The organism is Rhodococcus sp. 2G, assembly GCF_001886355.1.
Classification (GTDB): Bacteria; Actinomycetota; Actinomycetes; order Mycobacteriales; family Mycobacteriaceae; genus Rhodococcus; species Rhodococcus pyridinivorans.
The window spans coordinates 3,738,100-3,764,648 of sequence record NZ_CP018063.1; the positions used below are offsets into that span (position 1 = coordinate 3,738,100).

General features: G+C 66.6%; 29 protein-coding genes. 8 read left to right on the forward strand and 21 right to left on the reverse strand.

The annotated features are described in order from the left end of the window. The first annotated feature begins 166 nt into the window (after positions 1 to 166). A complete protein-coding gene (locus BO226_RS17440) occupies positions 167 to 817 on the forward strand; it encodes a TetR/AcrR family transcriptional regulator (protein WP_175428025.1) in 651 nt (216 codons plus the stop codon). A 28-nt stretch (positions 818 to 845) separates the two neighbouring features. Here the strand turns inward: BO226_RS17440 and BO226_RS17445 are convergent, their stop codons facing one another. Beyond that, on the reverse strand, positions 846 to 2,264 hold the full coding sequence (locus BO226_RS17445; protein ID WP_033096414.1) for an apiosidase-like domain-containing protein: 1,419 nt from the start codon (positions 2,262 to 2,264) through the stop codon (positions 846 to 848). 125 nt (positions 2,265 to 2,389) lie between these two features. Further along, positions 2,390 to 3,271: a DMT family transporter gene (locus tag BO226_RS17450; protein WP_071935811.1), complete on the reverse strand. Its 882-nt coding sequence runs from the start codon at positions 3,269 to 3,271 to the stop codon at positions 2,390 to 2,392. Positions 3,272 to 3,308: 37 nt separating this feature from the next. On the opposite strand from BO226_RS17450, the gene BO226_RS17455 reads away from it, so the two are divergent. Next, the gene (locus tag BO226_RS17455; RefSeq protein ID WP_064257490.1) at positions 3,309 to 4,712 is read left to right on the forward strand and encodes an aminotransferase-like domain-containing protein; all 1,404 of its coding nucleotides are present in this window, start codon (positions 3,309 to 3,311) and stop codon (positions 4,710 to 4,712) included. Positions 4,713 to 4,725: 13 nt separating this feature from the next. Here BO226_RS17455 and BO226_RS17460 read toward each other — a convergent pair whose 3' ends face one another. Genes BO226_RS17460 through fgd form a run of 3 tightly spaced genes read right to left on the reverse strand, consistent with a single transcriptional unit; the run spans position 4,726 to position 7,706 of the window. Then, positions 4,726 to 5,025 (reverse strand): WhiB family transcriptional regulator, encoded by a 300-nt coding sequence (locus tag BO226_RS17460; RefSeq protein ID WP_006553755.1) that lies wholly within the window; start codon positions 5,023 to 5,025, stop codon positions 4,726 to 4,728. Positions 5,026 to 5,028: 3 nt separating this feature from the next. Beyond that, positions 5,029 to 6,681 carry a glucose-6-phosphate isomerase gene (gene pgi / locus BO226_RS17465; RefSeq protein ID WP_071935812.1) on the reverse strand — a complete coding sequence of 551 codons (1,653 nt, stop codon included), beginning with the start codon at positions 6,679 to 6,681 and terminating at the stop codon, positions 5,029 to 5,031. 20 nt (positions 6,682 to 6,701) lie between these two features. Continuing rightward, a complete protein-coding gene (gene fgd, locus BO226_RS17470) occupies positions 6,702 to 7,706 on the reverse strand; it encodes a glucose-6-phosphate dehydrogenase (coenzyme-F420) (protein WP_071935813.1) in 1,005 nt (334 codons plus the stop codon). A gap of 206 nt (positions 7,707 to 7,912) precedes the next feature. Here fgd and BO226_RS17475 point away from each other — a divergent pair, with 206 nt between their 5' ends. Genes BO226_RS17475 through BO226_RS17485 form a run of 3 tightly spaced genes read left to right on the forward strand, consistent with a single transcriptional unit; the run spans position 7,913 to position 9,538 of the window. After that, positions 7,913 to 8,674 carry a DeoR/GlpR family DNA-binding transcription regulator gene (locus BO226_RS17475; protein WP_071935814.1) on the forward strand — a complete coding sequence of 254 codons (762 nt, stop codon included), beginning with the start codon at positions 7,913 to 7,915 and terminating at the stop codon, positions 8,672 to 8,674. 30 nt (positions 8,675 to 8,704) lie between these two features. Next, the gene (locus BO226_RS17480; protein WP_071935815.1) at positions 8,705 to 9,046 is read left to right on the forward strand and encodes an ArsR/SmtB family transcription factor; all 342 of its coding nucleotides are present in this window, start codon (positions 8,705 to 8,707) and stop codon (positions 9,044 to 9,046) included. Positions 9,047 to 9,049: 3 nt separating this feature from the next. Beyond that, complete coding sequence (locus tag BO226_RS17485; protein WP_024102123.1) at positions 9,050 to 9,538, forward strand: SRPBCC family protein; 489 nt, start codon at positions 9,050 to 9,052, stop codon at positions 9,536 to 9,538. On the opposite strand, the gene BO226_RS17490 is transcribed toward BO226_RS17485, so the two are convergent. The 6 genes from BO226_RS17490 to BO226_RS17515 form a co-directional block, all read right to left on the reverse strand. Next, a complete protein-coding gene (locus BO226_RS17490) occupies positions 9,504 to 10,616 on the reverse strand; it encodes an ABC transporter ATP-binding protein (protein WP_006553670.1) in 1,113 nt (370 codons plus the stop codon). The genes BO226_RS17485 and BO226_RS17490 overlap by 35 nt on opposite strands. 11 nt (positions 10,617 to 10,627) lie before the next feature. Next, complete coding sequence (locus BO226_RS17495) at positions 10,628 to 11,962, reverse strand: ABC transporter substrate-binding protein (RefSeq protein ID WP_082921143.1); 1,335 nt, start codon at positions 11,960 to 11,962, stop codon at positions 10,628 to 10,630. A gap of 18 nt (positions 11,963 to 11,980) precedes the next feature. Then, the gene (locus tag BO226_RS17500; RefSeq protein ID WP_006553672.1) at positions 11,981 to 12,874 is read right to left on the reverse strand and encodes a carbohydrate ABC transporter permease; all 894 of its coding nucleotides are present in this window, start codon (positions 12,872 to 12,874) and stop codon (positions 11,981 to 11,983) included. Then, entirely contained in the window at positions 12,871 to 13,797 is a 927-nt protein-coding gene (locus tag BO226_RS17505; RefSeq protein WP_071935816.1) for a carbohydrate ABC transporter permease, read from the reverse strand. The genes BO226_RS17500 and BO226_RS17505 overlap by 4 nt, the downstream gene beginning before the upstream one ends. A gap of 115 nt (positions 13,798 to 13,912) precedes the next feature. Then, entirely contained in the window at positions 13,913 to 14,854 is a 942-nt protein-coding gene (locus BO226_RS17510; RefSeq protein ID WP_071935817.1) for a L,D-transpeptidase, read from the reverse strand. 211 nt (positions 14,855 to 15,065) lie between these two features. Beyond that, the gene (locus BO226_RS17515; protein ID WP_019290804.1) at positions 15,066 to 15,695 is read right to left on the reverse strand and encodes a hypothetical protein; all 630 of its coding nucleotides are present in this window, start codon (positions 15,693 to 15,695) and stop codon (positions 15,066 to 15,068) included. A 140-nt stretch (positions 15,696 to 15,835) separates the two neighbouring features. On the opposite strand from BO226_RS17515, the gene BO226_RS17520 reads away from it, so the two are divergent. After that, complete coding sequence (locus BO226_RS17520; RefSeq protein ID WP_071935818.1) at positions 15,836 to 17,173, forward strand: wax ester/triacylglycerol synthase domain-containing protein; 1,338 nt, start codon at positions 15,836 to 15,838, stop codon at positions 17,171 to 17,173. 57 nt (positions 17,174 to 17,230) lie between these two features. Further along, entirely contained in the window at positions 17,231 to 17,668 is a 438-nt protein-coding gene (locus BO226_RS17525; protein WP_064851699.1) for a PaaI family thioesterase, read from the forward strand. A 26-nt stretch (positions 17,669 to 17,694) separates the two neighbouring features. Here the strand turns inward: BO226_RS17525 and BO226_RS17530 are convergent, their stop codons facing one another. The 10 genes from BO226_RS17530 to BO226_RS17575 form a co-directional block, all read right to left on the reverse strand. Further along, entirely contained in the window at positions 17,695 to 18,660 is a 966-nt protein-coding gene (locus BO226_RS17530; RefSeq protein WP_071936506.1) for an MsnO8 family LLM class oxidoreductase, read from the reverse strand. A 48-nt stretch (positions 18,661 to 18,708) separates the two neighbouring features. Then, complete coding sequence (locus BO226_RS17535; protein WP_232237985.1) at positions 18,709 to 18,897, reverse strand: hypothetical protein; 189 nt, start codon at positions 18,895 to 18,897, stop codon at positions 18,709 to 18,711. Positions 18,898 to 18,920: 23 nt separating this feature from the next. Next, positions 18,921 to 19,235 (reverse strand): hypothetical protein, encoded by a 315-nt coding sequence (locus BO226_RS17540; RefSeq protein ID WP_071935820.1) that lies wholly within the window; start codon positions 19,233 to 19,235, stop codon positions 18,921 to 18,923. 56 nt (positions 19,236 to 19,291) lie between these two features. Beyond that, the gene (locus BO226_RS17545; protein ID WP_071935821.1) at positions 19,292 to 19,579 is read right to left on the reverse strand and encodes a hypothetical protein; all 288 of its coding nucleotides are present in this window, start codon (positions 19,577 to 19,579) and stop codon (positions 19,292 to 19,294) included. Between the two features lie 28 nt (positions 19,580 to 19,607). Next, positions 19,608 to 21,284: an FAD-dependent oxidoreductase gene (locus BO226_RS17550; protein ID WP_071935822.1), complete on the reverse strand. Its 1,677-nt coding sequence runs from the start codon at positions 21,282 to 21,284 to the stop codon at positions 19,608 to 19,610. Positions 21,285 to 21,409: 125 nt separating this feature from the next. Beyond that, complete coding sequence (locus BO226_RS17555; RefSeq protein ID WP_006553682.1) at positions 21,410 to 21,634, reverse strand: dodecin; 225 nt, start codon at positions 21,632 to 21,634, stop codon at positions 21,410 to 21,412. A gap of 92 nt (positions 21,635 to 21,726) precedes the next feature. Further along, a complete protein-coding gene (locus BO226_RS17560) occupies positions 21,727 to 22,986 on the reverse strand; it encodes a serine hydrolase domain-containing protein (protein WP_071935823.1) in 1,260 nt (419 codons plus the stop codon). A 106-nt stretch (positions 22,987 to 23,092) separates the two neighbouring features. Continuing rightward, positions 23,093 to 23,644, reverse strand: a complete 552-nt coding sequence (locus BO226_RS17565; RefSeq protein ID WP_006553684.1) for a DUF6764 family protein — start codon at positions 23,642 to 23,644, stop codon at positions 23,093 to 23,095. Between the two features lie 117 nt (positions 23,645 to 23,761). Beyond that, the gene (locus BO226_RS17570; protein ID WP_071935824.1) at positions 23,762 to 24,814 is read right to left on the reverse strand and encodes a DNA polymerase domain-containing protein; all 1,053 of its coding nucleotides are present in this window, start codon (positions 24,812 to 24,814) and stop codon (positions 23,762 to 23,764) included. A gap of 1 nt (position 24,815) precedes the next feature. Then, entirely contained in the window at positions 24,816 to 25,880 is a 1,065-nt protein-coding gene (locus tag BO226_RS17575; protein ID WP_071935825.1) for an ATP-dependent DNA ligase, read from the reverse strand. A 58-nt stretch (positions 25,881 to 25,938) separates the two neighbouring features. On the opposite strand from BO226_RS17575, the gene lppU reads away from it, so the two are divergent. Then, positions 25,939 to 26,523, forward strand: a complete 585-nt coding sequence (gene lppU, locus BO226_RS17580) for an LppU family putative lipoprotein (RefSeq protein ID WP_071935826.1) — start codon at positions 25,939 to 25,941, stop codon at positions 26,521 to 26,523. Positions 26,524 to 26,549 lie beyond the last annotated feature (26 nt).

Genomic DNA, 26,549 nt, shown 5'->3' on the forward strand with positions numbered 1-26,549 from the left:
CTTTCCGGCCCCGAATCAGCCGTATCGGGATGAGAACAAGGTTTCTTTTTCTGATAGCAACAGTCTCGAGTCGGGACGGAAAGCGGAAGGACGGCCCGCGTTGCCTCCCTACCCTCCGGTACAGTGTCCCCATGTCCACTCCACGCGACACAGGGCGATCCGGGCAGTGACGGGCGTCAGCGAAGAGCCGGCCTGGAAGCAGCGCGCGGTGGAGCGTTCCATCCGGACCGCGAAGCTGCGCGCCGAGCAGCGCGTTCAGCGCTTTCTCGATGCCGCACAGGCGATCATCGCGGAAAAGGGCAGCACCGACTTCACGGTTCAGGAAGTTGTCGACCGGTCGAAGCAGTCGCTTCGCAGCTTCTACCTACAATTCGACGGTAAGCACGAGCTGTTGCTGGCACTCTTCGAGGATGCTCTGAGCCGCTCTGCCGATCAGATCCGTGCCGCTGCCGCCGACGAGAAGGATCCTCTCGATCAGCTGCGCGTCGCAGTGGAACTGCTGTTCGAGTCGTCCCGACCCGATCCGGCGGCCCCGCGACCCCTGTTCACCGACCTCGCGCCGCAGCTGGTGCTCACCCATCCTGCCGAGGTGAAGGTCGCACACGCACCGATGCTCACGCTGTTCACGGAGCTGATGGAGAAGGTCGATGCCGAGGGCAGCCTTCGCGAGGGAACGAACGCGAAGCGAATGGCCGCCATGACAATGCAGACCGTGATGTCCATTGCCCAGTCGAGCGGTGGCGACGACACCACGACCCTTCTCATCTCGGCCGACGAGGTATGGAGTTTCTGCTCGCAGGGATTCGCCGCCCGCTGACGAGAGCAGCATTCTCGAACAGCAAAGTTCATCCCTCTCGCTCGGTGATCACGAGAAGCCAATCCCCGTCTCCATCCGTGTTCGGCCCCGGTATAGGGATGTCGCCGTTCTCGTCGGAAGTCGCCGGCTGCCGAGGCCCGGTCGCGTCGGCGGGGTCGACCCACTCGAGGGTCGCCTCCTCCGGTACCAACGCAGGATCGAGCCGGATCGTGCGCTGCGTCGGAAGGTAGACGACGGCGAGTGAACCGTCGGGTGTCCGGGCAGCGGTGACGTACTCGTCGTCGAGAACGTCGATCATCTCGTCACTCGTCCACGGGGTGCCGCGACCTGCGACGACGAGCGGTTCGTCGATATCCGGCACGAGCTCCCACCACGGCCACGACTGCCACAGTTCACGTATCGCTCGCAGCTGTGCGACAGCGGGAGTATCCAGACGGGTTTCCCACCCGTCCGGGAACTCCCAGTCGTCGGAACCCCGGAACTCGCCGGGCGAACCGGAGGTCAGTGCCCACAACGCCTGACGTCGGAGTGTCTCGTCGGTGGTCGGTGCCGTGTCCTCCTGGTTGTTCTCACCTTCGTAGTTGCCCTCCGAGAACAGTGCGGGTCGCGGGTCGCGGGTTCCGTCGGCACGCTCGTAGGCCTGCAGGACGGCCTGATAGGTGGGCGCGTAGGTGTAGACGAAGTTCCAGTCCACGACCGGTTCCCAGAACGGGTGATCCGTGGACAGCAGCTTGTCCCACCCCAGTTGGATCGTGAACGGTGCGTCGGAGCCGGCATCACGGATCCCGTCGAGCATCGCGTGCAGCACGAGATCCGACTCGGCACCGGCCGCGAGATCCTCCGCCTCCGGTGAGTAGTCCCCGCCGGTCATCCAGACGATGTTCGGGAATTCCGCGTACCGCTGCGCGAACCGCCGTCCGTACTCGAAGGCCTGTTCCGGCGTGGTCGACGCGAAGACGTGGGTGAGGTTCCACCCGTCCATCGGATACAGGAATACCGTGTTCCCGTGGCGGCACGCGATCCGGAGGTAGTCGTCGACACGCGACCAGTACACCTCGTTCCACTGCGTGATGTCGCCGTCGACGAACGGTTCGATGCCGTCGAAGGTGGCGCCTTCGTAGCTCGGGCCGCCGTTCACCGGCACGACGATCGCCGACATGATCGAGGCATTGAACCCGTTGATCTCGCGGTCGGTGAAATACAACTCGGCCTGCTCGGGCGACCAGTCGGCCATCCCCGACCACGGCGAGTCGCCGCGGACGAGGACGGGATCACCGTATTGATCCTCGAAATGGCGGCCATCGGCGCCGACGGACGAGACGAAGCGGTGGTCGGCGGCATCGCAGTCCGCTTCGACCGCCGGGACGTTCGTCCGCTGTTCCTGCTCTCCCGCGTTCGAACAGGCCGCGACCAGCAGCAACACCATCACAAGGACTGCCTGTTTCATCGTCACCCCACCGCGCCCGTGGTACGTCCAGGCTACGGAGGAGATCGTGGCTCCGAGCGAAAACACGGAACCCGTCGTCGGCGACAACCCGCGCTGGGGACTTCTTCCTCGACAAGGACCGACGTTCAATTCCGACGGACGCGGACGGCGGTGCCGGCGCACAGCACGACGACGGCACCGCCCGCAAACACTGCCCATGTCAATGGTTCTCCCAGCAGCCAGGCGGCCCAGCCGACCGTCATGATCGGCTGGGTCAGTTGCACCTGCCCGACCCGAGCCATCGGCCCGATGGCCAGACCTCGGTACCACGCGAAGAACCCGAGGAACATGCTGACGATGCCGAGGTACGCGAACGACGCCCAGTGCGTCACCCCACCCTGCGGCGGTCCGTCGGCGAGCGAGACCAGGGTGAGTGTCACCATCAACGGTGACCCCAGCACCAGTGCCCACGAGATCGTCTGCCACGCACCGATCTCCCGCGCCAGCAGCCCGCCTTCTGCGTAACCGACGGCGGCGGCGACCACCGCGCCGAGCAACAGCAGATCGGCTCGACCGAATCCCGCGGCACCTCCGCCACGCAGGCCCGCGAAGGCCATGACGGCGACCGTCCCCGCACCCGCCGCGACCCAGAACGGGGTGGGCGGCCGTTCGTGGGCCCGCAACACCGCGACCACCGCGGTCGCAGCCGGAAGGATCGCGATGACGATCGCGCTGTGGTTCGCCGGTGCCATGGTCAGGGCGTACGAGGTGAGCATGGGGAATCCGATCACCACCCCACCTGTGACGACGGCGATCCTGCGCCACTGATGCGTGTTCGGGAGTCGTTGCCCCGTGAGCGCGAGCGCCAGAGCGGCGAGAACCGCCGCGACGACCGCGCGGCCGGCGGCGACGAACAGCGGTGACATCGCACCGTTCTCGACGGCGATGCGGGTGAGCGGCACGGTCAGGGAGAAGCCTGCGACGCCGAGCAGACCCCAGGCGAGCCCGCGAGGATCGGGCGATAGCACTGGCCCGGCCGACACGATAGCGCTACTCTTCAATCTCATGTCGAACAGTAGCAGTTCCCAGCTCGTGGCGGAACTGACCCGGTGGATCGCCACCGCAGCACCCGGCGCCCGGTTGCCGTCGACGAGATCGCTCGTCGCGCAGTACGGCGTCAGCCCCGTCACGGTGCAGAAAGCATTGAAGACACTCCAGATCCGGGGTCTCGTGGAGAGTCGCACCGGTGTGGGAACCTTCGTCCGCCGGATCCGCACGTCGAACACGATCGATCACAGCTGGCAGACGGAAGCGCTCGGAACGGCTCCCTCGTTGCCTCGCGCCTCCGCCGCCCTGCGCACCGTGTCCAACGATGTGGTCTCACTCCACTCCGGCTATCCCGACCGCACGCTGCTTCCCGAACGCCTTGTCCGCGGAGCATATTCACGCGCAGCCCGCAGCGACGCCGCCGTAGGACGGACACCTGCTGCAGGACTTCCCGAACTGCAGGAGTGGTTCGCCGCGGAGCTGTCGGAAGCGACGAACGCGCGCACGGCCCCGCCGTCCGCGGGCGACGTGATCATCACCCCCGGCAGTCAGAGCGGGCTCGGGTCGATCTTCCGCGCACTCGTCGGCGCCGGTAATCCCCTCATCGTGGAGTCACCGACCTATTGGGGTGCAATCCTCGCGGCCACGAAGGCCGGCGTGCAGCTCGTACCGGTTTCCAGCGGACCCAATGGGCCCGATCCCGACGAATTGGCCCGCGCCTTCGATCGGACCCGGGCCCGCGCCTTCTACGCACAACCGAACTTCGCGAATCCCACCGGGGCGCAATGGTCGTCGTCGACCGGCGAGCGGGTCCTCGACGTCGTGCGCGATGCGGGAGCGTTCGTCATCGAGGACGACTGGGCCCACGACTTCGGGATCTCGGCCCCGTCCGTTCCGCTGTTCGCCCGCGACGATTCGGGCCACGTCGTCTATGTCCGCTCCCTGACCAAGAGTGTCGCGCCGTCGGTGCGGGTCGCGGCGATCGTCGCGCGTGGACCGGCTCGCGAACGCATCCTCGCCGACGTACAGGCCGAATCCGTCTATGTGAGCGGCGTTCTCCAGACGGTCGCGCTCGACGTCGTCACCCAGCCGGCATGGCAGACCCATCTGCGGGCGGTGCGGCGCGAGCTCGAATCGCGCCGCAACCTTCTCGTGAGCGAACTTCGTGAGCTCGCACCGGATGTGGCTGTCGACGGGCTACCGTCCGGTGGGCTCAATCTGTGGGGCAGGCTCCCGGACGACGTCGACGCCGAGGCCGTCGCGCACGAGTGCGAGGCCGCCGGGGTGCTCGTCGCGGCAGGTGACGAGTGGTTCCCGGCGGAGCCCACCGGTCAGTACCTCCGGCTCAACTACGCAGGACCGAATCCGGCGGCCTTCCGGGAGGCCGCGCGGGTCATCGGAAAAGTCGTCTCCGGCGGGTGAGGGCGAGCGGACGTCACCGGCTCGTGCGGCGCCGGCGGGCCTTCCTCACCCGGGTGCGTTCATCCTCTGTGAGCCCACCCCAGATCCCGTAGCGTTCACCGGAATCGAGGGCGTACTGCAGGCACTTCTCCCGCACCGGACAACGAGCGCAGACCTTCTTGGCCGAAGCCATCCGGTTCTCCCTCGCGTCGCCCCGCTCGTTGTCCGGGTGGAAGAACAACGATCCGTCTGCGTCGCGACAAGCCGCGTCCATCTGCCAATCCCATTCCTCGGTAACGGGAGGCGGCAGATAGAGCAACTTCAGCGCGGGCATGTCCTACCTCCCTCCGTTGCGCAGGGTGCGGTAGACCTCGATCAGGTGGTCGGTGGACGCGTCGCCGGTGTCGGGGATCTCGTCGCCGGCGAGCACCGACTGCAGGGCGGTGGCCTGGGTCTTGCCGAGTTCGACGCCCCACTGGTCGAACGAGTCGATCCCCCACACGACGCCTTGGACGAAGGTCTGATGTTCGTAGAAGGCGATGATCTGCCCGACCACCGACGGGGTCAGTTCCGGGGCGAGGATCGTCGTCGACGGCCGATCCCCGGGCATCACCTTGTGCGCCACCAACGCCTCGTCGACGCCGTCGGCGCGCACCTCGTCGGCATCACGCCCGAAGGCCAACACTTTGGCCTGGGCGAACATGTTCGCCAGCAACAACACCTGCATGCTGGTCTGCCCGTCGCGGGCGGGTAGGTCGTCGCCGCTACGGGCCAGGCCGAGGAAGTCGACGGGGACGATCTCGGTGCCCTGGTGCAGCAGCTGGAAGAAGGCGTGCTGACCGTTGGTACCGGGCTCACCCCAGAACACCTCCCCGGTCGGACACACCACCGGTGTGCCGTCGGCGCGCACGGATTTGCCGTTCGATTCCATGGTCAGCTGCTGCAGATAGGCCGGCAGCCGCGCCAGATCCTGCGCATAGGGCACCACCGCGCGCGACCGATAACCGAGGATGCTCGCATTCCACACCCCGATCACCCCCGCCAGCAACGGCGCATTCCGGGCCGGGGCGGTGATGGCGAAGTGGGTGTCGATGGTGTGCATGCCGGCGAGGAACTCGGCGAACCGCTCGCGTCCGATGGCGCACATCACCGCCAGCCCGATCGCCGAGCCCACCGAATAACGGCCGCCGACCCAGTCCCAGAACTCGAACATGTTCGCCGGGTCGATACCGAACTCGACCACCCGCTCGGTGTGCGTCGACACCGCGACGAAATGCTTGGCCACGGCGTCTTCCCCGAGGGCGTCGACGAGCCAGCGGCGGGCGGCGGTGGCGTTGGAGAGGGTTTCGAGGGTGGAAAACGTCTTCGACGCGACGATGAACACGGTCGTCGCCGGGTCCAGGTCGGCCAGTGCCGCGGTCAGATCGGCGGGGTCGACGTTGGAGACGAACCGCGTCGCCGGCCCGTCGTGGAAGCGCCGCAGTGCGCGGGTGACCATCGCCGGGCCGAGATCGGAGCCGCCGATGCCGATGTTGACCACCGTGGTGATCTGCTGCCCGGTGGCGCCGCGCCAGTCGCCGCTGCGGAGGCGGTCGGTGAACTTGCCCATCCGGTCGAGCACGGCGTGGACATCGGCGACGACATCGACCCCGTCGACGATCAACTGCGCATCGCGGGGCAGGCGCAGGGCGGTGTGCAGCACCGCCCGATCCTCGGTGACGTTGATGTGCGCACCCGAGAGCATCGCCTCCCGAGCCGCGGCCACACCCGTCTGCTCCGCCAGCTGGAGGAGCAGTTCGAGAGTGCGACCGGTGAGACGTTGTTTGCTGAAGTCGACCACCAGATCCCCGGCGTGCGAGGTCAACGCCTGCGCGCGCTGCGGTTCGATCGCGAACAGCTCCCGCAGGGACACCGCGGCGATCTCGTCGCGATGGGCATCGAGGGCTCGCCAGGCCTCCGTGGTCGTCACATCCTGTGTTTCCGTATCCATGTTTCTGCCAACGCCTTTCGTCACGCCAGTGCGCGCAGGCGCGGGGCGAGGTCGCGCTCGAACAGTTCCAGGAACCGCTTCTGATCATGACCCGGCGCGTGGAACACCAGATGATTCAACCCCGCATCGACATACGCTCTGACCTGCTCGACCGCCTCGTCCGGATCCGACGCCACGATCCACCGCTTGGCGACCTGCTCGATCGGCAACGCATCCGCCGCCGCCTCCATCTCCATCGGATCATCGATCGAATGCTTCTGCTCCGGCGTGAGCGACAACGGTGCCCAGAACCGGGTGTTCTCCAGCGCCTTGTCCGGATCGGTGTCGTACGAGATCTTGATCTCGATCATCTTGTCGATCTGCGCGACATCCCGCTCCGCCTTCTCCGCCCCCTCGGCGACGGCCGGCAACAGCTTGTCGGTGTAGAGCTCCATGCCCTTACCCGAGGTGCAGATGAACCCGTCCCCCGCGCGTCCGGCATAGCGTGCAACCACCGGACCGCCGGCGGCGACGTAGACCGGGATGCCGCCTTCGGGCACGTCGTAGATCGACGCGCCCTTGGTGGTGTAGTACTCGCCCTCGAAATCGACCCGGTCTCCGCGCCACAGCTCGCGCATCAACCGCACCGATTCACGCAGCCGGGCGAAACGTTCCTTGAACTCCGGCCACTGGCCGGCGTAGCCGGTGGCGATCTCGTTGAGTGCTTCACCGGTGCCGACCCCGAGGAAGATCCGTCCCGGATACAGACACCCCATCGTCGCGAAGGCCTGCGCGATCACCGCCGGGTTGTACCGGAACGTCGGCGTGAGCACACTCGTGCCCAGCTGCAACCTTTCGGTGCGCTCCCCCACAGCGGTCATCCACGCCAACGAGAACGGCGCATGCCCACCGTTGTGCCGCCACGGCTGGAAATGATCCGACACCGTCGCCGAATCCATCCCGTGCGCCTCGGCCAACACACCCAACTCCACCAACTCGCGCGGCCCGAACTGCTCCGCCGACGCCTTGTATCCCAACTTCAGCATTACCGTGCAACCTCCGAACAACGTGGTGCCAGCGAAACGATCACGCACTATCGCGCAAATCCTGCACGAAATCATGCACACTGAGCGCAGACAGTGTCAATATCCACGCAAAGGTGTGTCGCCCGTGCGTTATGGTCGTGCACCGACCCCCGACCACGGCGTCCGAGTACCCAGAAATTCGAGTGCCCAGAGCCCTAGGAGCAATCGTGTCAGCGACCGCACGGCGACGTGAGATCTTCCACCGAATCCTCGCCGACGGATATGTCGATGCGAAGACCCTCTCGGCCGATCTCGGCGTCGACGCGTCCACGATCCGTCGCGACCTCGATTCGCTCGCCCGTGAAGGGAAGGTCGAGCGCACGCACGGGGGCGCCCGAGCGGTCGAGGGCGCGGGCCTCGAGGTGCCGTACGCCCTCAAGAAGGACGTACGCCGTGAGGAGAAGGTGGCGATCGCGGCGGTAGCGGCCGCCATGGTGTCCGACGGCGACAGCGTGGTGCTCGACAGTGGATCCACAACCTACGAGGTAGCGGTCGCACTGCGACACAAGGCGTCACTGACGGTCCTCACCAATGACCTGCGTATCGCGAAATACGTTGCGGCATTTCCCGATGTCCGGCTTCTCGTGTCCGGAGGCGAGCTCCTCGGCTCGGTCTACACCCTGGTCGGCGACCATGCCGTGCAGTTCCTCTCGGACTACTCGGCCGACTGGGCGTTCCTCGGTGCCGACGCCGTGCACCCCACTGCCGGCATCACCAACACCAACACGCTGGAGATCCCGATCAAGCGGGCGATGATCCGGTCGGCCGAGAAGACGATCGTCGTGGCGGATCGTTCGAAGTTCGGAGAGCGCGCGCTCGCCCGGGTCGCGAGCCTCGACGAGGTCTCGTGCATGGTCACCGACGGCGGCTTCGACGAGGAGAAGCGGGCAGCCTACGGCGACCGACTCGTGATCGCTTCGAACTCTTGACATACAATCATTCGGTTGTACATTTGGGATGTGAGCGGAGACGACGAGGACCGGGCCGATGCCCTGTTCCACGCGCTCTCCGACCGGACCCGACGAGACATCATGCGACGCGTCCTGGCCGGGGAGCACTCGGTGTCCGCTCTCGCAGCGAACTACGACATGTCCTTCGCCGCAGTACAGAAACACGTCGCCGTGCTGGAGAAGGCCGGTCTGCTCGTGAAGCGACGCAGCGGTCGCAAGCAGTTGGCCAGTGGTGACGTGGCGGCAGTGCGGTCGGTGGCGTCCATGCTCACCGAGATGGAGCAGCTCTGGCGCGGTCGCATCGCGCGCATCGACGAACTCATCGCATCCGAATCCTCCGAGGAAGGCTGAGAAATGCCTGTAACCGACGTCCGGCACGACTCCGACCAGCCGACCCTGACCATCACCGCGGAGTTCGCCGCCCCGGTGTCCCGCATCTGGCAGGTCTACGCCGATCCCCGTCAGCTGGAGAAGATCTGGGGACCCCCGACCTTCCCCGCGACGGTGGTCGACCACAATCTGAAGCCCGGCACCCGTACCACCTACTTCATGACCGGCCCCGATGGTGAGAAGTACGCCGGCTACTGGGATATCACGACCGTCGACGAACCGACGGGCTTCTCGTTCCTGGACGGCTTCGCGGAGCCGGACTTCACCCCGAAACCGGAACTACCCGTCTCACGGTGCGTCTACAGTTTCGAGGAGTTCGAGGGCGGCACGCGCGCAACCTATGTCAGCACCTACGAGAGCGCCGAAGCGCTCCAGCAGGTTCTGGACATGGGCGTGGTCGAGGGCGCCTCGTCCGCCATCAACCAGATCGACGCATTGGTAGCGGAGCAGTAGCACCGAGCCGAACCCCGGTCCGTGCGGAGAAGAAGTACACCTCGTCGGGTTTCGGGATCACGTGGATCTCGGAACCCGATGAGACGGGCACATGCCGATCCCACCGGACGACGATCCTGTCGGCATCTCCGTCCACGGTGTCCTTCGGCACCGCGTACACGAACGACTCGGCACCGAGTTCCTCGACCAGGACCGTCCGTAGCGACCAGGAGTCGGATCGCCACGCCCCCACGGTCGTCCACGATTCCGGACGGACCCCGATCACCACGCGATCGGAATCCACCGAACGCGGAACGCGGATTCGCAGCGCTCCGAGTTCGGCGTACCCGTCGTGTACAGCTGCCTCGACGAGGTTCATCCCCGGCGACCCCACGAACCCGGCGACGAAGGTGTTCACCGGCTCGTCGTACAACTTCCGAGGCGACGCAACCTGCTGAAGGCGGCCGTTCTCCAGGACGGCGACACGATCTCCCATCGTCATCGCCTCGACCTGGTCGTGGGTCACGTACACGGTGGTGGTGCCGAGCGACCGCTGCAACTCGGCGATCTGCGCGCGGGTGCTGACCCGCAGTTTCGCATCGAGATTCGAAAGCGGCTCGTCCATGCAGAACACTGCCGGGTGACGGACGATCGCGCGCCCCATCGCGACACGCTGACGCTGACCACCCGACAGCTTTCCGGGCTTGCGGTCCAGCAGTGATTCCAGTTCGAGCATCCGGGCGGCTTCGAGCACTCGGGCCGTGCGCTCGTCCTTCTTCATCCCCGCGTTCTGCAGAGCGAAAGCCATGTTCTCCGCCACGGTCATGTTCGGGTAGAGCGCATAGTTCTGGAAAACCATCGCGACGTCACGGGCCTTCGGTGGCAGTCCTGTGACGTCACGACCACCGATCTCCACGCGCCCGGAGTCGACCGCCTCGAGACCGGCGAGCATGCGCAGGCTCGTCGACTTGCCGCATCCCGAGGGCCCGACGAGGACGAGGAATTCCCCGTCCTCGATGTCGAGGTCCAGTCGGTCCACGGCAGGACGATCGGCACCGGGATACCGATGGGTGACGTTGCGGAAGGCGATGGCAGCCAATGGTGTTCCTTCTACTTCAGGTTGGGGGTGATCTGCCTGTCGACGACCGCCTGCAGCTGCTGCTGCACGTCGGCGAAGGTCGTTGCGACGTCGGCGTTCTGCAGTGCGATCCGTTCCAGGCCGGTCCCGATGATCTGATCGCCACCGGGGACGAACACCCGGGCGTAGTCTTGGGAGCGCGTGACGGCCAGCTGGTCGACCGCGGTCCGTGCGTTGGGGTTGTCCTCGAGGTACTCCTTCATGGCGGGGTTGTCCACCGCGGACTTCCGGACCGGCATGTAACCGATGTTCTGTGAGAAGTACGCGGTGTTGTCGCCGTTGGTGACGAACTCGACGAACTTCAGGGCATTGCGCTTGCGTTCGTCGGAGATACCGGACGGAATCGCCAGACCCGCACCACCGGTGGGGCATCCCGCGACGCCCTCGGGAGCCGGCAGGAAGGCCGTCCCGAATTCGAAGGACGCGTTCTGCGTGATACCCGACAGGTCTCCCGTGGACGCGATCGTGGAGGCGATGAGACCGGCGGAGAAGTCGTTCGCGATATCGGTCGTCACCGCGGCGTACTTCTTGTCGTGGATCATGCGCTTCAGGAATTCACCTGCCGCAATTGTCTTCTCGTCGGTGAACTTCAGGTCCCATCCGTCGGAATAGGCACCACCGAAGGTCCAGATCGGGCCCTCGAAGGTCCATCCGAGGTAATCCTTGGCGTTGCCCCAGCCGTGCGCGAGCCTGCCGTCGCCGACCACCCCCTGGATGCGGGGACCCCACTCGTCGAACTCCTCCCAGGTGTCGGGTCCGCGATCGGGAAGTCCGGCCTGCTGCCACACCTGCTTGTTGTAGTAGAACAGCGGAGTCGACCGCGCGTACGGAAGAGCGAAGTGACTCCCCTCGTAGAGATAGTCCGCGAGCAGGGAATCGACGTAGTCGCCGGTGTCCACTCCCACCTCGCGGAACAGATCGTCGAGCGGGGTGATCGCACCTGTGATCGCATAGTTGAACCACCACACGTCCGACAGCACGACCACGTCGGGCAGGTCGCCGCCGGAGAGCGCGGCGTTGAACTTCTGTGAGACCTCCTCGTAGTTCTTGCCACCGTCGATGAGATCGACCGTGATGCCCGGGTTCGCGTCCTGGAACCGCCGGATCAGCTCCTTCTCCACGTCCTGGGATTTGCCGGGGTGGTTGGACCAGAAGCTGATCCGCGATGCATCGCCGGATACCGATCCCGTTCCCGAAGTCTGGGACGAGCCACCGCCCGTCCCTGCACATGCGGTCAGCGCAGCGCTCGCAGCCACGAGACCGGTCAGCCCGAGGAAACGACGCCTGTCGATGTTCCTGATGTCCATTCCCAGCTCCCTGAGGATTCAGCCCTTGACCGCACCGGAGGTGAGGCCCTTGATCATGTGCTTTTGCAGCACAAGGAAAATCACGAGAATCGGCAGCATCGCGAGCACGGTGCCGGCCATGACCGGACCCCAGTTCGTGACACCGTCGTTGTTCTGGAGTTGTGTCAGCCCGATCGGTAACGGCGCAACGGATGCGTCGTCGGCCATCAGGAACGGCCATAGATACTCGTTCCACTCGTTCACGACGGTGATGAGCGCGAACGCGACCATGGTCGGGCCGGATACGGGGAGGACCACGCGCCACAGCAGCCGGAACGGGCCCGCTCCGTCCATCCGTGCGGCTTCGATGATCTCGGCCGGAATGGACAGGAAATGGTTGCGCATGAGGAACGTTCCGAAGGCCACGCCTGCCAACGGCACGATGATGCCCTGGAAGGTGTTGCGCCAACCCCAGTCCGCGACGAGCGCATAATTGGAGATGACGGTGATCTGGTTCGGCACCATCAGCGCGGCGATGATGCCGAGGAAGACGATGTTCTTGCCGGGGAACCGCAGGAACACGAGACCGAACGCACTGAACACTCCGAGGACGAACTTCACCGTCGCCAGTATCGTCGTGATGACGATCGAGTTGCGCAGGAACAACCCGAACGGCACAGATTCGGTTGCCTCCGTGTAGTTCTGCGGATGGAAGACGCTCGGCCACCAGGTCACCGGCAGCGTGTAGATGTCGGGCCGCTCCTTGAACGATGTCACGACAATCCAGTACAAGGGCAGAGCCACCACCAGCAGCACGAGCACCATGGCGACATAGGCCAGAGCCGTGACGGCGCGCTCTCGTCTTCGGTGCGAACGCGTTTCGTCCGCGGGTGCGACCAGGTGCACGACAGACTTCTCCGCGACAGCGGTCACGAGTGACCTCCTCGGTCCATGATGCGCACCTGGTAAACGGTCACCGCGAGCAGTGCCAGGAACATGATGGTGGCAACGGTGGCGCCGTAGCCGGCACGGAAGTTGCGGAACGACTCGTCGTAGATCTGGTAGACCATCGTGGTCGTGCCGGTCCCCAACGGACCCCCACGAGTCATGACGTTGATGATGTCGAAGACCTGGAACGAATTGAGCAGCACGGTGATCGACAGGAAGTAGGTGGTGGGCCGCAATTGCGGAAGGACGACGCGCCGGAAGGTCGTTCCCCGGGAGGCACCGTCGATGGCGGCGGCTTCGCTCAACTCGGGCCGGAGTCCCTGCAGTGCAGCGAGATAGATGACGAATGTGTAGCCGAGGTTCTTCCACATGTACGTCAGGGTCACCATCACCAACGCCCAGTTGGGGTCCTGGTAGAAGTCCGGCGTCGGAAGTCCCACCCGGGTCAGGACGTCCTGCACCAGACCGAAGTTCGGATCGAAGACGAACTGGAAGGCGATTCCGACGGCTGCACCGGAGATGACGAACGGTGCGAACAGCGCCGACCGGACGAGATTGCGTCCGTGGAGCCTACGGTCCAGAAGCAGTGCGAGCCCGAGTCCCAGTGCCATCGAACCGGCAACGGTCGCCACGGTGAACACGATGGTGTTGCCGACGATCTCCCAACTGTCGGGACGTGTGAACCATTCTCGGTAGTTGGCGAGTCCGACGAAGGTCGAGTTCGGGCTCGCGATGTTCCACTCGAAGAAGGAGAGCCGGATGTTGTCGGCGAGAGGCCGGTAGGTGAACAGGATCAACAGCGCGAGATTGGGCCCGACCAATGCCGCGAAGAGCGCGTAATCGCGCCACGGGCGGTGGCGGAGGCCGCGTTCGTGTTGCGGCAGGGTTCGTTCCGGACTCGGTGACACCGGAGCAGTGTGTGCCGACAGAACGAACCATGGGTTACGAAAGGGCGACGCCCCCTGCTATTCCGGACGAACGTTACGAACCGGAAGCAGGGGGCGTCGGAGATGTGCGTCGGTGTCAGAGATTCCAGTCGCCGAGACCATCCCAGCCGTTGAGGGTTCCACCGGCCGTGTTCTGCACGATCACCGGATCGCCCTTCTTGGCGTTCTCGTAGAACCACTTGCCGTCCTCGGTGCTCACGTTGAGGCAGCCGTGGCTGACGTTGGTGTTGCCCTGCGCGCCGACCGACCACGGTGCGGCGTGGAGGAAGATGCCGCTGTTTGACATCCGCGTCGCGTACTCGACGTAGGTGCGATATCCCTCGGGGCTGTCGACGGGCACCCCGTAGGTCGACGAGTCCATGTACATGTCGCGGTACTTCTCACCGACGATGTACGTGCCGTTCGGGGTGTCGTGGCCGGGCTTGCCGAAGGACGTCGGCATGGTGCGGACGACCTCGCCGTTGCGGGTGACGGTGATGGTCTTGGTGTTGTTGTCGGCGACCGTCACCAGAGCGTCACCGATGGTGAACGACGACTGAGTGTCGCCGGCCTTCACGGTCACCGCGGTGTTCGCGGGCCAGAACTCGAACGGCTTCCAGCGGACCTGCGTGTTCGACGCCCAGTAGAAGTGCCCGTCGACGGGCGGCTGTGTGGTGATGCGGATGGCGCGTTCGGCGGCTGCACGATCTCCGACGGCCTCGTTGAAGCGGATGATGATCGGCTGCGCGACACCCACCGTCTCCCCGTTCGACGGGTTGACGGACGGAGCGGAGAACGGGGCGGCCGGCTCGGGAGCGAGCTGGGGCGGAAGCTGCGGCGGCGTCACCCCGGGCGGCGTGAGCCCTTCGATCAGCTCTTGGACACTCGGCACCTCGGGCCCACCGGGCCACAGCGGTGCCGAGCTCGCAGGACCGGCGGTGGCCAGTGCCACGGCGGCTGCGCCCACGAGTGCAGCACCGCTCCGCGCAGATCGGCGGCCCGTGCGGCGACCGTTCGACAAAGCTCGCTTTTCGAACATTCCACAACCCATCGTTCAGCGGTGCGCCGCGCCTTACTTCCCCTGCGCGGCGTGCTCGTACCCGTTCATTAGACACAGGACGGTTACGGACGGGCAATTCGAATGCGGACGGTCTCGGCGTTTTCCCAGGTCAGCGGACCGAGTGGTCTATTACGAATGCGGACGGCCACGGCGCGGGTGAACGGATATCACCCGCGCCGCAGACCCGCGGTCACACCGTTTCCGGGACGTCGAGGTGGGCGATGACGAGCTCGAACTCACCGGTATCGAGCACCCTGGCGCCTGCTGCCCGAGTCACCTCGGAGCGGATGTCGTCGACATGTGCTCTGGTGCGGTCCATCGCCTCGGCACTGTCGAACGTCAACGAGGTCACCCCGCGACCACCGGCACGGTCGAGCATCAGGCTGGCGCTGCAGAAACCCTCGAGTTCCTCCATCCGCGGCAGCGCGGCCATCTTCCACATGTCCACACCGCGATCCACCTGCGCGGGATCGATGTCGACCCAGGTGACACTGCAGCAGGACCCACGGGTCGAGTGGTGATCGCGGTGCATGACGGCGATCTCCCAGTTGGCCACGTCCGTGGTGGCATGGAACATCCGGGCCGCCTCGTCCCGGAGCATGCGGGCCATGCCTTCGCTGGAGCGCAACACGTCCTCGTCCCGCCAGGAGCTGGTGGCGATGCATCGGCCCGAGCCGCGGTCGATCAGCAGGGACAGCCCCAGGCAACCGTTCATGTCCGCCAGGGCAGGCATCACGATGTCGCGTACGTGCTTGATCCCGGCGTCGATGTACGACGGATGCGCATGAATTGTGGTGGAGCGTGCAAACACGATCGGCACCCCTCTCCTCAGGGCGGCGCCGACGCGGCGTCGCCGGTCGTTTCGGGGCGACCCCCCACCCGAAACCACCCGTGTTCACACTGCTCCCCTACTCGGCCGTAGGCAATAGACGGACAGCGTGCGTCTGTCATCCTCGAAGGGTGGCGGCCTCGAACGGCATCGACCGCATCGGTCCCGGAGACCTGATCGAACTCGTCTCGGACGTGGGACGGGTACCCATGAATGTCGGTGCTGCGATCTTCTTCGCCGGTGAGAACCTGACGAACCCCACGACACTGATGACCGTGCTCGCCGAACGCCTCGTCCGGATTCGACGCCTGCGGCAATGCCTGATCGAGCCGGCCTTCGGACTCGGGCGTCCCTACTGGCTCGACGACGCCCACTTCGACATCGATGCCCACTTCTCCCAGGTGCGGTGCCCCGGTCCCCGCGACAGGGACGCCGCACTGACGCTCGCCGCGGACGCCCTTACCCGGCCGCTGCCCCGATCGCAGCCGTTGTGGCGCGCGCTGCTCGTCACCGACATCGCGGACCCGAACGGGCACACGGCGTTGGTGATGGTGCTGCACCACGTCCTGGCCGACGGGATCGGTGGTCTGTCGATCCTGGCGCATCTCGTCGACGGCACGGACAGCACACCGCCCATGCCCGAACAGCGCGCTTCAACGCAACCAACCAGACGAGAGTTGTTCTACGACAATGTAATCGGTCACTTTCGGGCGCTCCGCCGGGCACCGCGAGCCGTCGCACGTCTTCCTGCAGCATGGACAGAACTCGGGAGGGGCGCCGGCGGACGTGCCCCGCGGTGTTCGTTGAACGCGCCCATCGGGTCTCGTCTGGCGCTCAAGACCGTCGAGGTGGATCTGGACACGCTCCGTCGGGCGGGACGGCAGTGGGACGCAACGATCAACGATGTGCTGCTGGTCGCCGTCGGGGGCGCCCTCGCCACCATCCTGCACAAGCGCGGCGAGTTCCCGTCCGAGCTGATGATCTCGGTGCCGGTCTCCGCCCGCACCGCTGCCACGGGTGGGCAACTGGGCAATCGCGTCGGCGTCATGCCCGTCCGGGTACCGCTGGACGGGACCCCGGAGCACCGGTCGGTATCCGTCTCCCGCACGACCCGACTGCAGAAGGCGAACGTGCGGGGCCTGTCTGCCGAACTACTGGGTCCGGTCTTCCGCGCCCTTGCGGCCGTCGGGGCGTTCCGCCGGTTCGTGGACCGGCAGCGCCGGGTCAACTCGTTCCTGTCCGACCTGCCGGGACCGTCGTCGACGCTCACCGTTGCCGGAGTGCCTGTCGCGTCGATGGTGCCGATGATCGTCACCACGGGCAACGTCGCGGTCGCTTTCGCGGCCCTGTCCTATGCCGGCACGCTGACCGTGGCGGTCGTCGTCGACCCCGATCTCGTCCCCGAACACCGTGACCTCACGGAGGCCCTGCGCGAACAGTTCCGCTCGATCGTCGCCTCCGCACAGTGACTGCCGGCCGCTCCGATGTGGCGGTCGGGAACCGAGGAGCGGAGTACCTTGCTGTGCATGTCGGAGAAGATCGCCGAGATCCGTACCCTCGCCGATGCCCGGAAGGTGTTGGCATCGCAACCGTTCAGCGTCCTGATCGGAGCCCGTCTGACCGAGTACGAGCGCGGCCGGGCAGTCCTGGAAATACCGCTCAGGGAGGAACTGCTCCAGCAGTTCGGCTTCGCGCACGGAGGTGTTCTGGCCTACGCGGCCGACAATGCGCTCACGTTCGCCGCAGGCACGGCCCTCGGGCCGTCGATCGTGACGACCGGCATGAGCCTCGACTACCTGCGGCCCGCCGGGGGCGCACTCCTACGCGCGGTCGCCACGATCGTCAGCACCAGTCGCAGGCAGGCACTGTGTCGTTGCGAGATCTACGCCGTCACCGAGGACGGGACGGAGAAGATGTGTGCGGCGGCGCAGGGCAGCGCTCGCCTGATCGATCTGAATCGTTGAGCGGGACAATCTGTTCCACCCTCCGTTCAGAGACCGAAGATCCTCGCCAGTCGCGCATCGGAGTCGTACAGGGCGTCGGTGTCGAAAGTGGATGCGGAGCTGAGCACCTCGTTCGCCCCGGTGGAGGCGAGCAGTTTCTCGAGCCCTTCGGCCACCTGGTCCTCGGTGCCGGCCAGCGAACCCTTCGCGGTCTCGTCGACGATGCGGCGGCGCCGCTCGGTCATCGGCTGCCGGCGGATCTCCTCGATCGGGGACAGCGGCGGGAACGCCCCCTCTTCGCGTGAGACGGCCATCGCCCAGGCCTCCGGAAGCTGCAGTTCCCGAGCCTCGGCTTCGGTGTCGGCGATGAGGATGTCCAGGCCGACGACAACATAGGGCTCAGCGCCGGGTGTGGCCGGGCGGAAGTCGGCGCGATAACGGTCGAACGGTTCCGATCCCTGCCGCAGAAGCGGTCCGGCGACGACGGGCAGGCCCAGACGCGCCGCCAGCCGCATACCCTGCCCGGTGCCGAGGACGAAGATCGGAGGCGGCTCGGACAGTCGAGGACGCACCGTCACTTCGGCGGTGCCGTGCAGATAACCGCGCAGTTCCTCGATGTCGGCGGCGAAGTCGTCCGCGTCGGCCTTGTGGGTCCGCAGCGCATCGCGCACAGGCGCGGTGAATCCGAGGGAACGACCGACACCCAGATCGATCCGTCCCGGGTGCATCGCTTCGAGCATCGCGAACTGTTCGGCGACGACGATCGGTTGATGGTTGGGCAGCATGACGCCGCCGGATCCCACTCGGATCCGGCTCGTCCGCTCCGCGATCGTGCCGATGAGCAGCGGTGGAGCTCCCGACGCGATGCCTGGGACGGCGTGGTGCTCGGCCACCCAGAAGCGGTGGTAGCCGGCCGCCTCGGCGAGTTCGGCGCGACGCAGGGTCTGGTGCAATGCGGCAGCGTCCGGCTGCCCCTCCCGGGTCCGGGAGCGGTCCAGCAACGACAACGCCACCTGCACGGTCGTCTCAACACCGCGACCGTCCCGGATCTTCCCTGCAGGTCAGGGATCTTCGGGACCCCAAGCGCGTCCGGCTGCGATCCAGTCCCCGTGGAATTGGAGTTGCCCGTGCTCCGAGGCCTTCTGCGCCGCGGCGACACCGTGTGCATCGGCGAGGTACAGCAGGAGATCGGCGATCGCGTCTCCGACCGCGACGACCTGGTCGCGGGCATCACCCGCTCGGAGATGCACTCTCGTGTACGAAAGATTGCTGGTCAGCGCAATTCGATATCCATCATCTCGGTGCGGGCCACCGTGCGATCACGCTCGTCGGCAAGAGCGAGACGACGCTCGTCGCACATGTAGCCGTCCAACGCGTCCTGCGATTCGAAGGTGAAGAATTGGATTTCGCGCGGTCGGCCATCGGGGCCGTCGGTGACGGACCGTTGCACAGCACCGTCGGTGACGGCCCGCTGCACGACGCGACCTCCGTGGTCGCCGACGAGCCGGAGGACCGCGTCCTCGTACGCGGTCATCGCCTCATCCATACCGGGCTTCGCCCACAACAGGACACACAGTGAGATCGCCATGGCGGCACGCTACCCGACCTGACGACGCCACCCACTCGGCGTCCCGGACGAACTGTTCACGGCCGCGGGTTCTTCCGGGTCCACCGCGGCCGGTCGCTGCGGGTGGCAGCCGTGCACCGACGACACGGGACGACTCCGTGCTCGCCCAGTTCCGCCAGGTACAGCGCGTCGCTCCACGGCACGTGCGGAAAGCGATCGAGGCGGGCGCGGGAGAGTTGCACCCCGCACAGGGTCTGGTTGGTGCCGGGCGTCCATGCGTGGGTGTCGCCGGACGGGTAGCGGATCCCGTCGGTATCGGTCCATCGCCCCGACGCAGCGACCGCAGGCCTGGTGTGCTGAGCCATGGGTCCGGGTTCCCGCTACCGGGCGGGATTACTCGATACGGGATGCTGCGAGCATCTCCTCGATCGACACGAACTTCAGGCGCGAGCGTCCCGCCGCCGAACCGCGGGCCTTCTCCTGCTTGTCGATCTGCAGCCAGCCCCGGTAATCGATGTGCTCCGGACGCCGCTCGGCGACCAGCGCCGCCAACTTCTCCCGATCGGCGACCGGCTCGGGCAGCTTGCCCTCGACGAAATCGTCGAGGATCTTCTCGACCGTTTCGGCAGAGCACTGCTTGTTGGTGCCGATCACGCCGCTGGGACCACGCTTGATCCAACCGGCGGTGTAGACACCGGGCACCGGTGCTCCGGCCTCGGCGTCGATCACCCGGCCGCCCTCGTTCGGGATGACCCCGCGCCGCTCGTCGAAGGGCAGACCGGCCGGCGCGGTGCCGCGGTAACCGATCGAACGCAGCACCAATCCCGCCTCGAGGATTTCGGTCTGTCCGGTCGGGCGGGCCTCGAGACGGCCGTCGACCTCGACCAGTTCGTTGCGCTCGAGGGTGATCGATTCGACAACACCGTCGCCGGAGATCTCCACCGGCGAGGCGAGATAGCGCAGCACGATCCGCTTGTTGCCCTCGGTGGGAGTGCGCTGCGCGAAGCCCTCGACCTGCCGCACCTTCAGCGTCAGGCGGGGTTCGACCTCCGGATCGTCGATCAGCGCGCGGCTGACCGGGTCGAGTTCGACCTCGACCGGGTCGACGACCACATCGACACCGGGCAGCGAGCCGAGCGCGAGCAGCTCCGGGTTGGTGTAGGCGGCCTGCGCCGGGCCGCGCCGGCCCACGACCACGACCTCGCGGATGTTCGACTTCCGCAGCGCCTCGAGCGCGTGCTCGGCGATGTCGGTGCGCGCGAGCTCGTCGGGGTCCATCACCAGGGCTCGCGCGACGTCCAGGGCGACGTTGCCGTTGCCGATGATCACCGCGCGTTCGGCCGACAGATCGAAGGTGTGGTCGGCGAAATCAGGGTGTCCGTTGTACCAGGCGACGAACTCGGTTGCGGCGCGGCTGCCCACGAGGTCCTCTCCCGGGATGCCCAGCGTGCGGTCGCCTGCGGCACCGACAGCGTAGATCACGGCGTGATGGTGCGCGAGCAGTTCCTCGTGGGTGATGTGGGTGCCGACCTCGACGTTGAAATAGCACTGGGTGTTCTTGTGGCCGATGGCGCTGCGGAAGAGGTCGCCGACTCCCTTGGTGCTCTGATGATCGGGGGCCACACCGGCACGCACGAGCCCGTAGGGGGTGGGCAGGCGGTCGAAGATGTCGACCTGCACCGCCGAGTGCGTCACCAGATCCATCGCGGCATAGCACGCCGCAGGACCCGAGCCGACGATCGCCACCCGCAGCGTGCCCAGCTCGGCGGGCAGCTTGCGGCGAGTGCGCAGCTCGGGCCAGTCCGGTCCGATCGGGTAGCGACGGTAGTACTCGGCGTTGATCTCGAGATACGGCTCCTGCGCCGGCGTGAGTTCGTTGTCTGCGGCGATCGCATCCACCGGGCACTCGTCGACACAGGCCCCGCAGTCGATGCACGTGTCGGGATCGATGTAGAGCATCTCCGTGGTCGCGAAGGGTGCTTCGTCGGGTGTCGGGTGGATGCAGTTGACCGGGCAGACCTCGACACACGAGGCGTCGTTGCAGCACGCCTGGGTGATTACATAAGCCACAGTTGTACCTGCCTACAGTGCCGATTCCGGACAACGAACGGGCCTCAGACTAGTACACGTTCCAGTTTCGGTCGAGAACCACGTTCTCGAAACGATATCATCGAATTTTCGGCTGTCGAGGTGCCTCAGATGTCCGTTTCGGCGCTCGATTCGATGCGGAAACCGATTTTGAGAGTGACCTGCGTGTGGGCCACCCGGCCGTCGTCGATGTGGCCCCGGATGTTGACCGTCTCGAACCACTCGAGATGCCGCGTGGTCTCCGCTGCTCGCGCCACCGCTTTCGCGATCGCGTCGTCGACTCCCGTCGTCGACGATCCGACGACCTCGATCACCCGGTAGACATGGCTCATGGCTGAACTCCTCGAATCGACGATGCTCCGATTCGGATCGTCCCGCCCCCGAGGGACCCCCGTCCCCGGAACCACGAAAATGACAGAAAGATTCAGGCACGACGCGCGAGCGACCGGGCGAGTTCGCCCAGCCGCGCCAGACGCAGGTCCCCGAGCGGGATCGCGCCGGCACCGAGCCGGTTGGTGACGAAGGCGAGCGACAGACCGGTGTCGAGATCGGCGTACGCCCCCGAGCCACCCACTCCGTAGTGCCCGAGCGCACCGCGCGGACGCTGGATGCTCGCGAAGATGGGCTGGTGGTAGCCGAGCCGCCACGCCATCGGCACACCGAGCACGTAGTCCCGGCTGCGCACCCGCACGCGCGACATCTCGTCGATCGTGGTGGCGTCGAGGAACTTCACGCCGTCGATCGTCCCGCCGGCGGCTATCGCCCCGTACATACGCGCGAGCGAGCGGGCGGTGAACACACCGTTCCAGCCCGGCATCACCGAGTCGTGCACGGCCGGGTCGCCGACGAGCCTGTCGAAGCCGTCGGGCATCGCGGCCTCGGCGAGACCGCGGGTCGGTTCGAGTCGCGACAGGACCGCGGCGCTCGCACCCCAGTGCAGGCCGACCGGGGCGAGCCGCGGGAAGAGCTTCGCGATACGGCCCCGTTCGTCATGAGGCACGCGGTACCAGAAATCGGGATCGCCGAGGGGCCGGGCGATCTCCTGCTCCACGACCTCCACGAAGGGCAGACCGGTCACCCGCTGCACGAGTTCGGCGACGAGCCATCCGTAGGTGACGGCGTGGTAGCCCGAGCCGCGTCGCCGCCGTCGATCCGGTGCCGCCTGCTCGAGTGCCGCGACGGTCGTCTCGTAGTCGAGGATCCCGCGCGTCCCCGGAACCAGACCGCGCACCCGGTGCAGGCCGGATCGGTGGGTCATGACGTCCGCGACGGTGATGTCATCTTTGCCGTTCGCGGCGAACTCCGGCCAGTACTGCGCAACGGGCGCGAAGTAGTCGATCACTCCGCGCTCGGCCAGACGGTGCACGACGGTCGACGCCACGCCCTTGCCGGTCGAGAACGACAACGCCATGGTGTCGCGGCTCCACCGCTTGTCGGGGGCCGACCAGCCGGACCAGATGTCGAGGACCTTCTCACCGTGGAGATAGGCGGTGAGTGCGCCGCCGCCGTCCCGGGGCCGCTTGTACAGCGAGAAGAACGCGTCGGCCAGCCGCAGGAATCGCGGATCGACGACCATCTCGGTCGGCGCCGCCGGGCCCGGCCGGGCGTCGATCCGCCCCGGGACGTGCACCGGTGCGAACGACGCTGTCGCCCCGGCAGGTTCGAAGACTGCTCCGGTCGTCATCGCGACACCTCCATCGGCATGTGCGACAGGCTACGACGACACGGAACGTAAAGGAAGGGTTTACGTACAGTCTGTCTGTCGAGGATCCCGGCGAGACGCGTCGAATCTACGGCAGGGGCGACGGCGGCGTCTGCGCGCCAGGAGTGAAGTACCGGAAGTCGCCCAGCACGACACACCCGCGTGCGGCCTCGAGTTCGAACGCGGCCGCCGCCGTGCCCTCGCACAACACCGGATCGTCGGCGTCGCCCACATAGGCCTGCGACTGCGGACCCGCGGCGACGACCGCCGTGCCCGGACTTTCGAGCACACCGAGCGCCAGGGCCTCCTCCCCCACGCCGATCGCGAACAGCCGTCCCGACGTGCTTTCCCCGGCGCCGACACCGCCGTCGAATCCGGCGGCCACCACCTGTGCGGCACTGCGGGCATCGGCGAATCCCACGCCCCGCTCGGCATAGCTCCACGCCTCGGCGGTGCCGTCGGTGGACGCACCACACGCTTCGCCCCCGTCGATCTGCACGATCTCGGCCGGGGCACCCGGCGGTGCCGTGCACGTCGTGGCCGCGGACGCGGTCTGAGGAATGAGGAAACCGACCCCGATGGCGGCAGCGAATACTGCCCCGACGCCGAGAACCCGACCGGACGCCCACGAGCGAATCACGACATCGACCCTTCCGAACCTCGAGTGACTGTTCTCTCGGACAGTTTATGGACTCGCACCTCGGGAGGACTCATACTTGAGGTCACGACAGGGACGCGATTCCCCGAACGTTCCGGTTCACGTGTCCTTTGCCCGGTCGGTGTCGCGGGACGGTTGGACGCGCTTCGGCTCCCCCGGCATCTTCGGGTGATTCGGCGGATACGGCAGGTCGCCGATACCGTTCGCCTCGTCCCGTTCGGCCATCTCGAGCAGAACGTCCAGCGAGTGCGCATGCGCATCGAGATCCGCCATCGGATCGCCGCGCTTCGCCAGCAGATCCGGCACCGTGGCGATCGTGAAGTCGTCAGGTTCGGCGTCGACCAGCTCGTCCCAGGTCAGCGGAGTCGAGACGGTCGCGATCGGGGTGCGACGGACCGAGTAGGCCGAGGCTATCGTCTTGTCGCGCGCGTTCTGGTTGTAGTCGAGGAAGAGCCGCTCTCCGCGCTCCTCCTTCCACCACGCCGTCGTCGCCCGCCCGTCGCTGCGCCGCTCGATCTCACGCATGAGCGCGATCCCCGCACGACGGACTCCGACGAAATCCCATTCGGGCACGATCCGCAGATAGATGTGGAGTCCCCGCCCACCGGACGTCTTGGGATATCCGGCGAGTCCCAGTTCGTCGAGAAGCGGGCGCACGACCTCCAGCGCCACCGCCCGCGCGTCGCCGAAATCGGTTCCCGGTTGCGGGTCGAGGTCGATGCGCAATTCGTCGGGACGGTCGGTGTCGCCGCAGCGCACCGGCCACGGATGGAAGGTCACGGACCCGAGATTGGCCGCCCACACCACGTCGGCAGCCGAACACACACGCAGCGCATCGGCGGTACGCCCCGACGGGAACGTGATCTCGCAGGTCGCCACGTGGTCGGGTCGCTTGACCGGTGCCCGCTTCTGATAGATCTCCTCCCCCTCGATGCCGTCGGGAAAGCGCTGCAGATGCGTCGGTCGATCGCGCAGAGCCGTCAGGATCGGTGCGTCGAACTCGGTGGCGACCCTGCGGTAGTACTCCACGAGGTGCCGCTTCGTGCCACCTGCGGCGCCGAGCTGCGGGAAGTAGATCTTGTCGGGGTTCGACAACCGCACGGGCGTGCCGTCGACGTCCAACTCCTCCGCGGGCGAACGCTTCGTGGCCATGTCAGTCCTCCGTCCGGTCGAGCACATCCGACAGGTCGTAGCGCACCGGCACCTCCAGCTGGTCGAACGTGCAGCTCTCGGGGTCACGGTCGGGACGCCACCGCAGGAACTTCGCTGCGTGCCGGAACCGCATCCCCGCTCCCGACACACCTTCCATCTGGTCGTACGCGACCTCCACGACACGTTCGGGACGCAACGGCACCCAGCTGCGGTCCACCGCCGAACGCCACCGCGTCGGTTCGCCCTGCTCGACGACGTCGTCCCCGAGTCGCAGCGGTTGCAGTTCGGCGAGCAGTTCCTCGCGCCGCTCCCGCGTGAACGCCGAGGCTCCGCCGACCATCGCGAGTTCGCCGTCGTGATAGAGCCCGAGCAGCAACGACCCGATGCCCTCGACGCTCTTGTGCATGCGGTAGCCCATGAGGACGCAGTCGGCGGTGCGGGCATGTTTGAGCTTGAGCATCTCCCGCTTGTCGGGCACATAGAGCCCGTCGAGTCGCTTGGCGATCACGCCGTCGAGGCCGGCCCCTTCGAACTCCTCGAACCAGCGGCGGGCGGTATCGGTGTCGGTCGTGGCCACCGTGACATGACAGCTCTTACCCCCGCCGATCTCGGACCGCAGCCGCGCGCGCCGCTCCGCGAACGGGGTCTCCATGAGATTCTCGTCGCCGAGAGCGAGCAGATCGAAACCGACGAACACGGCCGGTGTCTGCTCGGCAAGCATCGTGACCCGGCTGTCGGCCGGATGGATCCGCTCGGACAGCGCCTGCCAGTCGAGTCGGGTGCGGCCGTCGTGTTCGCGCGGGACGACGATCTCCCCGTCGACCACGCACCTGCGGGGCAGTTCGGCGCGCGCGGCGTCGGCGAGTTCCGGGAAGTAGCGCACGAGGTCCTTGCCTCCGCGCGAGCCGAGAACCACCTCGTCACCGTCGCGGAAGACGATCGCCCGGAAACCGTCCCATTTGGGTTCGTAGGACCACTCGTCGGGACCGTCTTCGGGTTGGGAGGGGACGGTGGAGGAGACCTTGGCGAGCATCGGGGCGATCGGCGGCACCACAGGCAGGTCCATGCGGCACATCGTTCCACCCTGTACGGGTACCGGCAGCACTTCCGTAGGCTCTTCGACCATGAACATTCTCCGAGGGGCGGCCGGTGCCGCGATGGCGTTGGCGGCAGCAGGGGTGCTTGGAGGATGCGCGACCCAGGTCGAAGGGCAGGCCGTGCCCGCCGCGAACGCCCTGGACACGTCCACGGCGCCGTCCTTCTCCCTACCCACCACGACCCCGTCGGCGTCGTCGTCGACCGAATTGAGCGTCGACGTCGCAGCCGGCGAATGCGTCGCGCTCGGTGGCACGGTCGACGACGCGACCATCGACTACGCGGTGTGCGGCAGCCCGAGCTCGAATTACAAGGTCGTCGACGTCGTCGATGCCAGTGCCATGTGCCCCGGCGACATCGACCAGACCTACTACGAGTCCTTCGGCGGCATCGAGGTCGGCGCGTTGTGTCTCGACATCGACTGGGTGGTGGGCGACTGCATCGACCTCGGCGGCGAGGATCCGCAGCGCATCGACTGCGGTGAGCCCGCGGTCCAGGGCGAGGAGGTCACCGAGATCCTGCTCGACACCTCCGACGTGAACGCCTGCTCGACGTCCGAGGGTGGGTTCGTGTACCGGGAACGCAACTTCGTGGTCTGCACCGACACCATCTGAGGTTCTCTCCTTGTGCGGATGCCCGT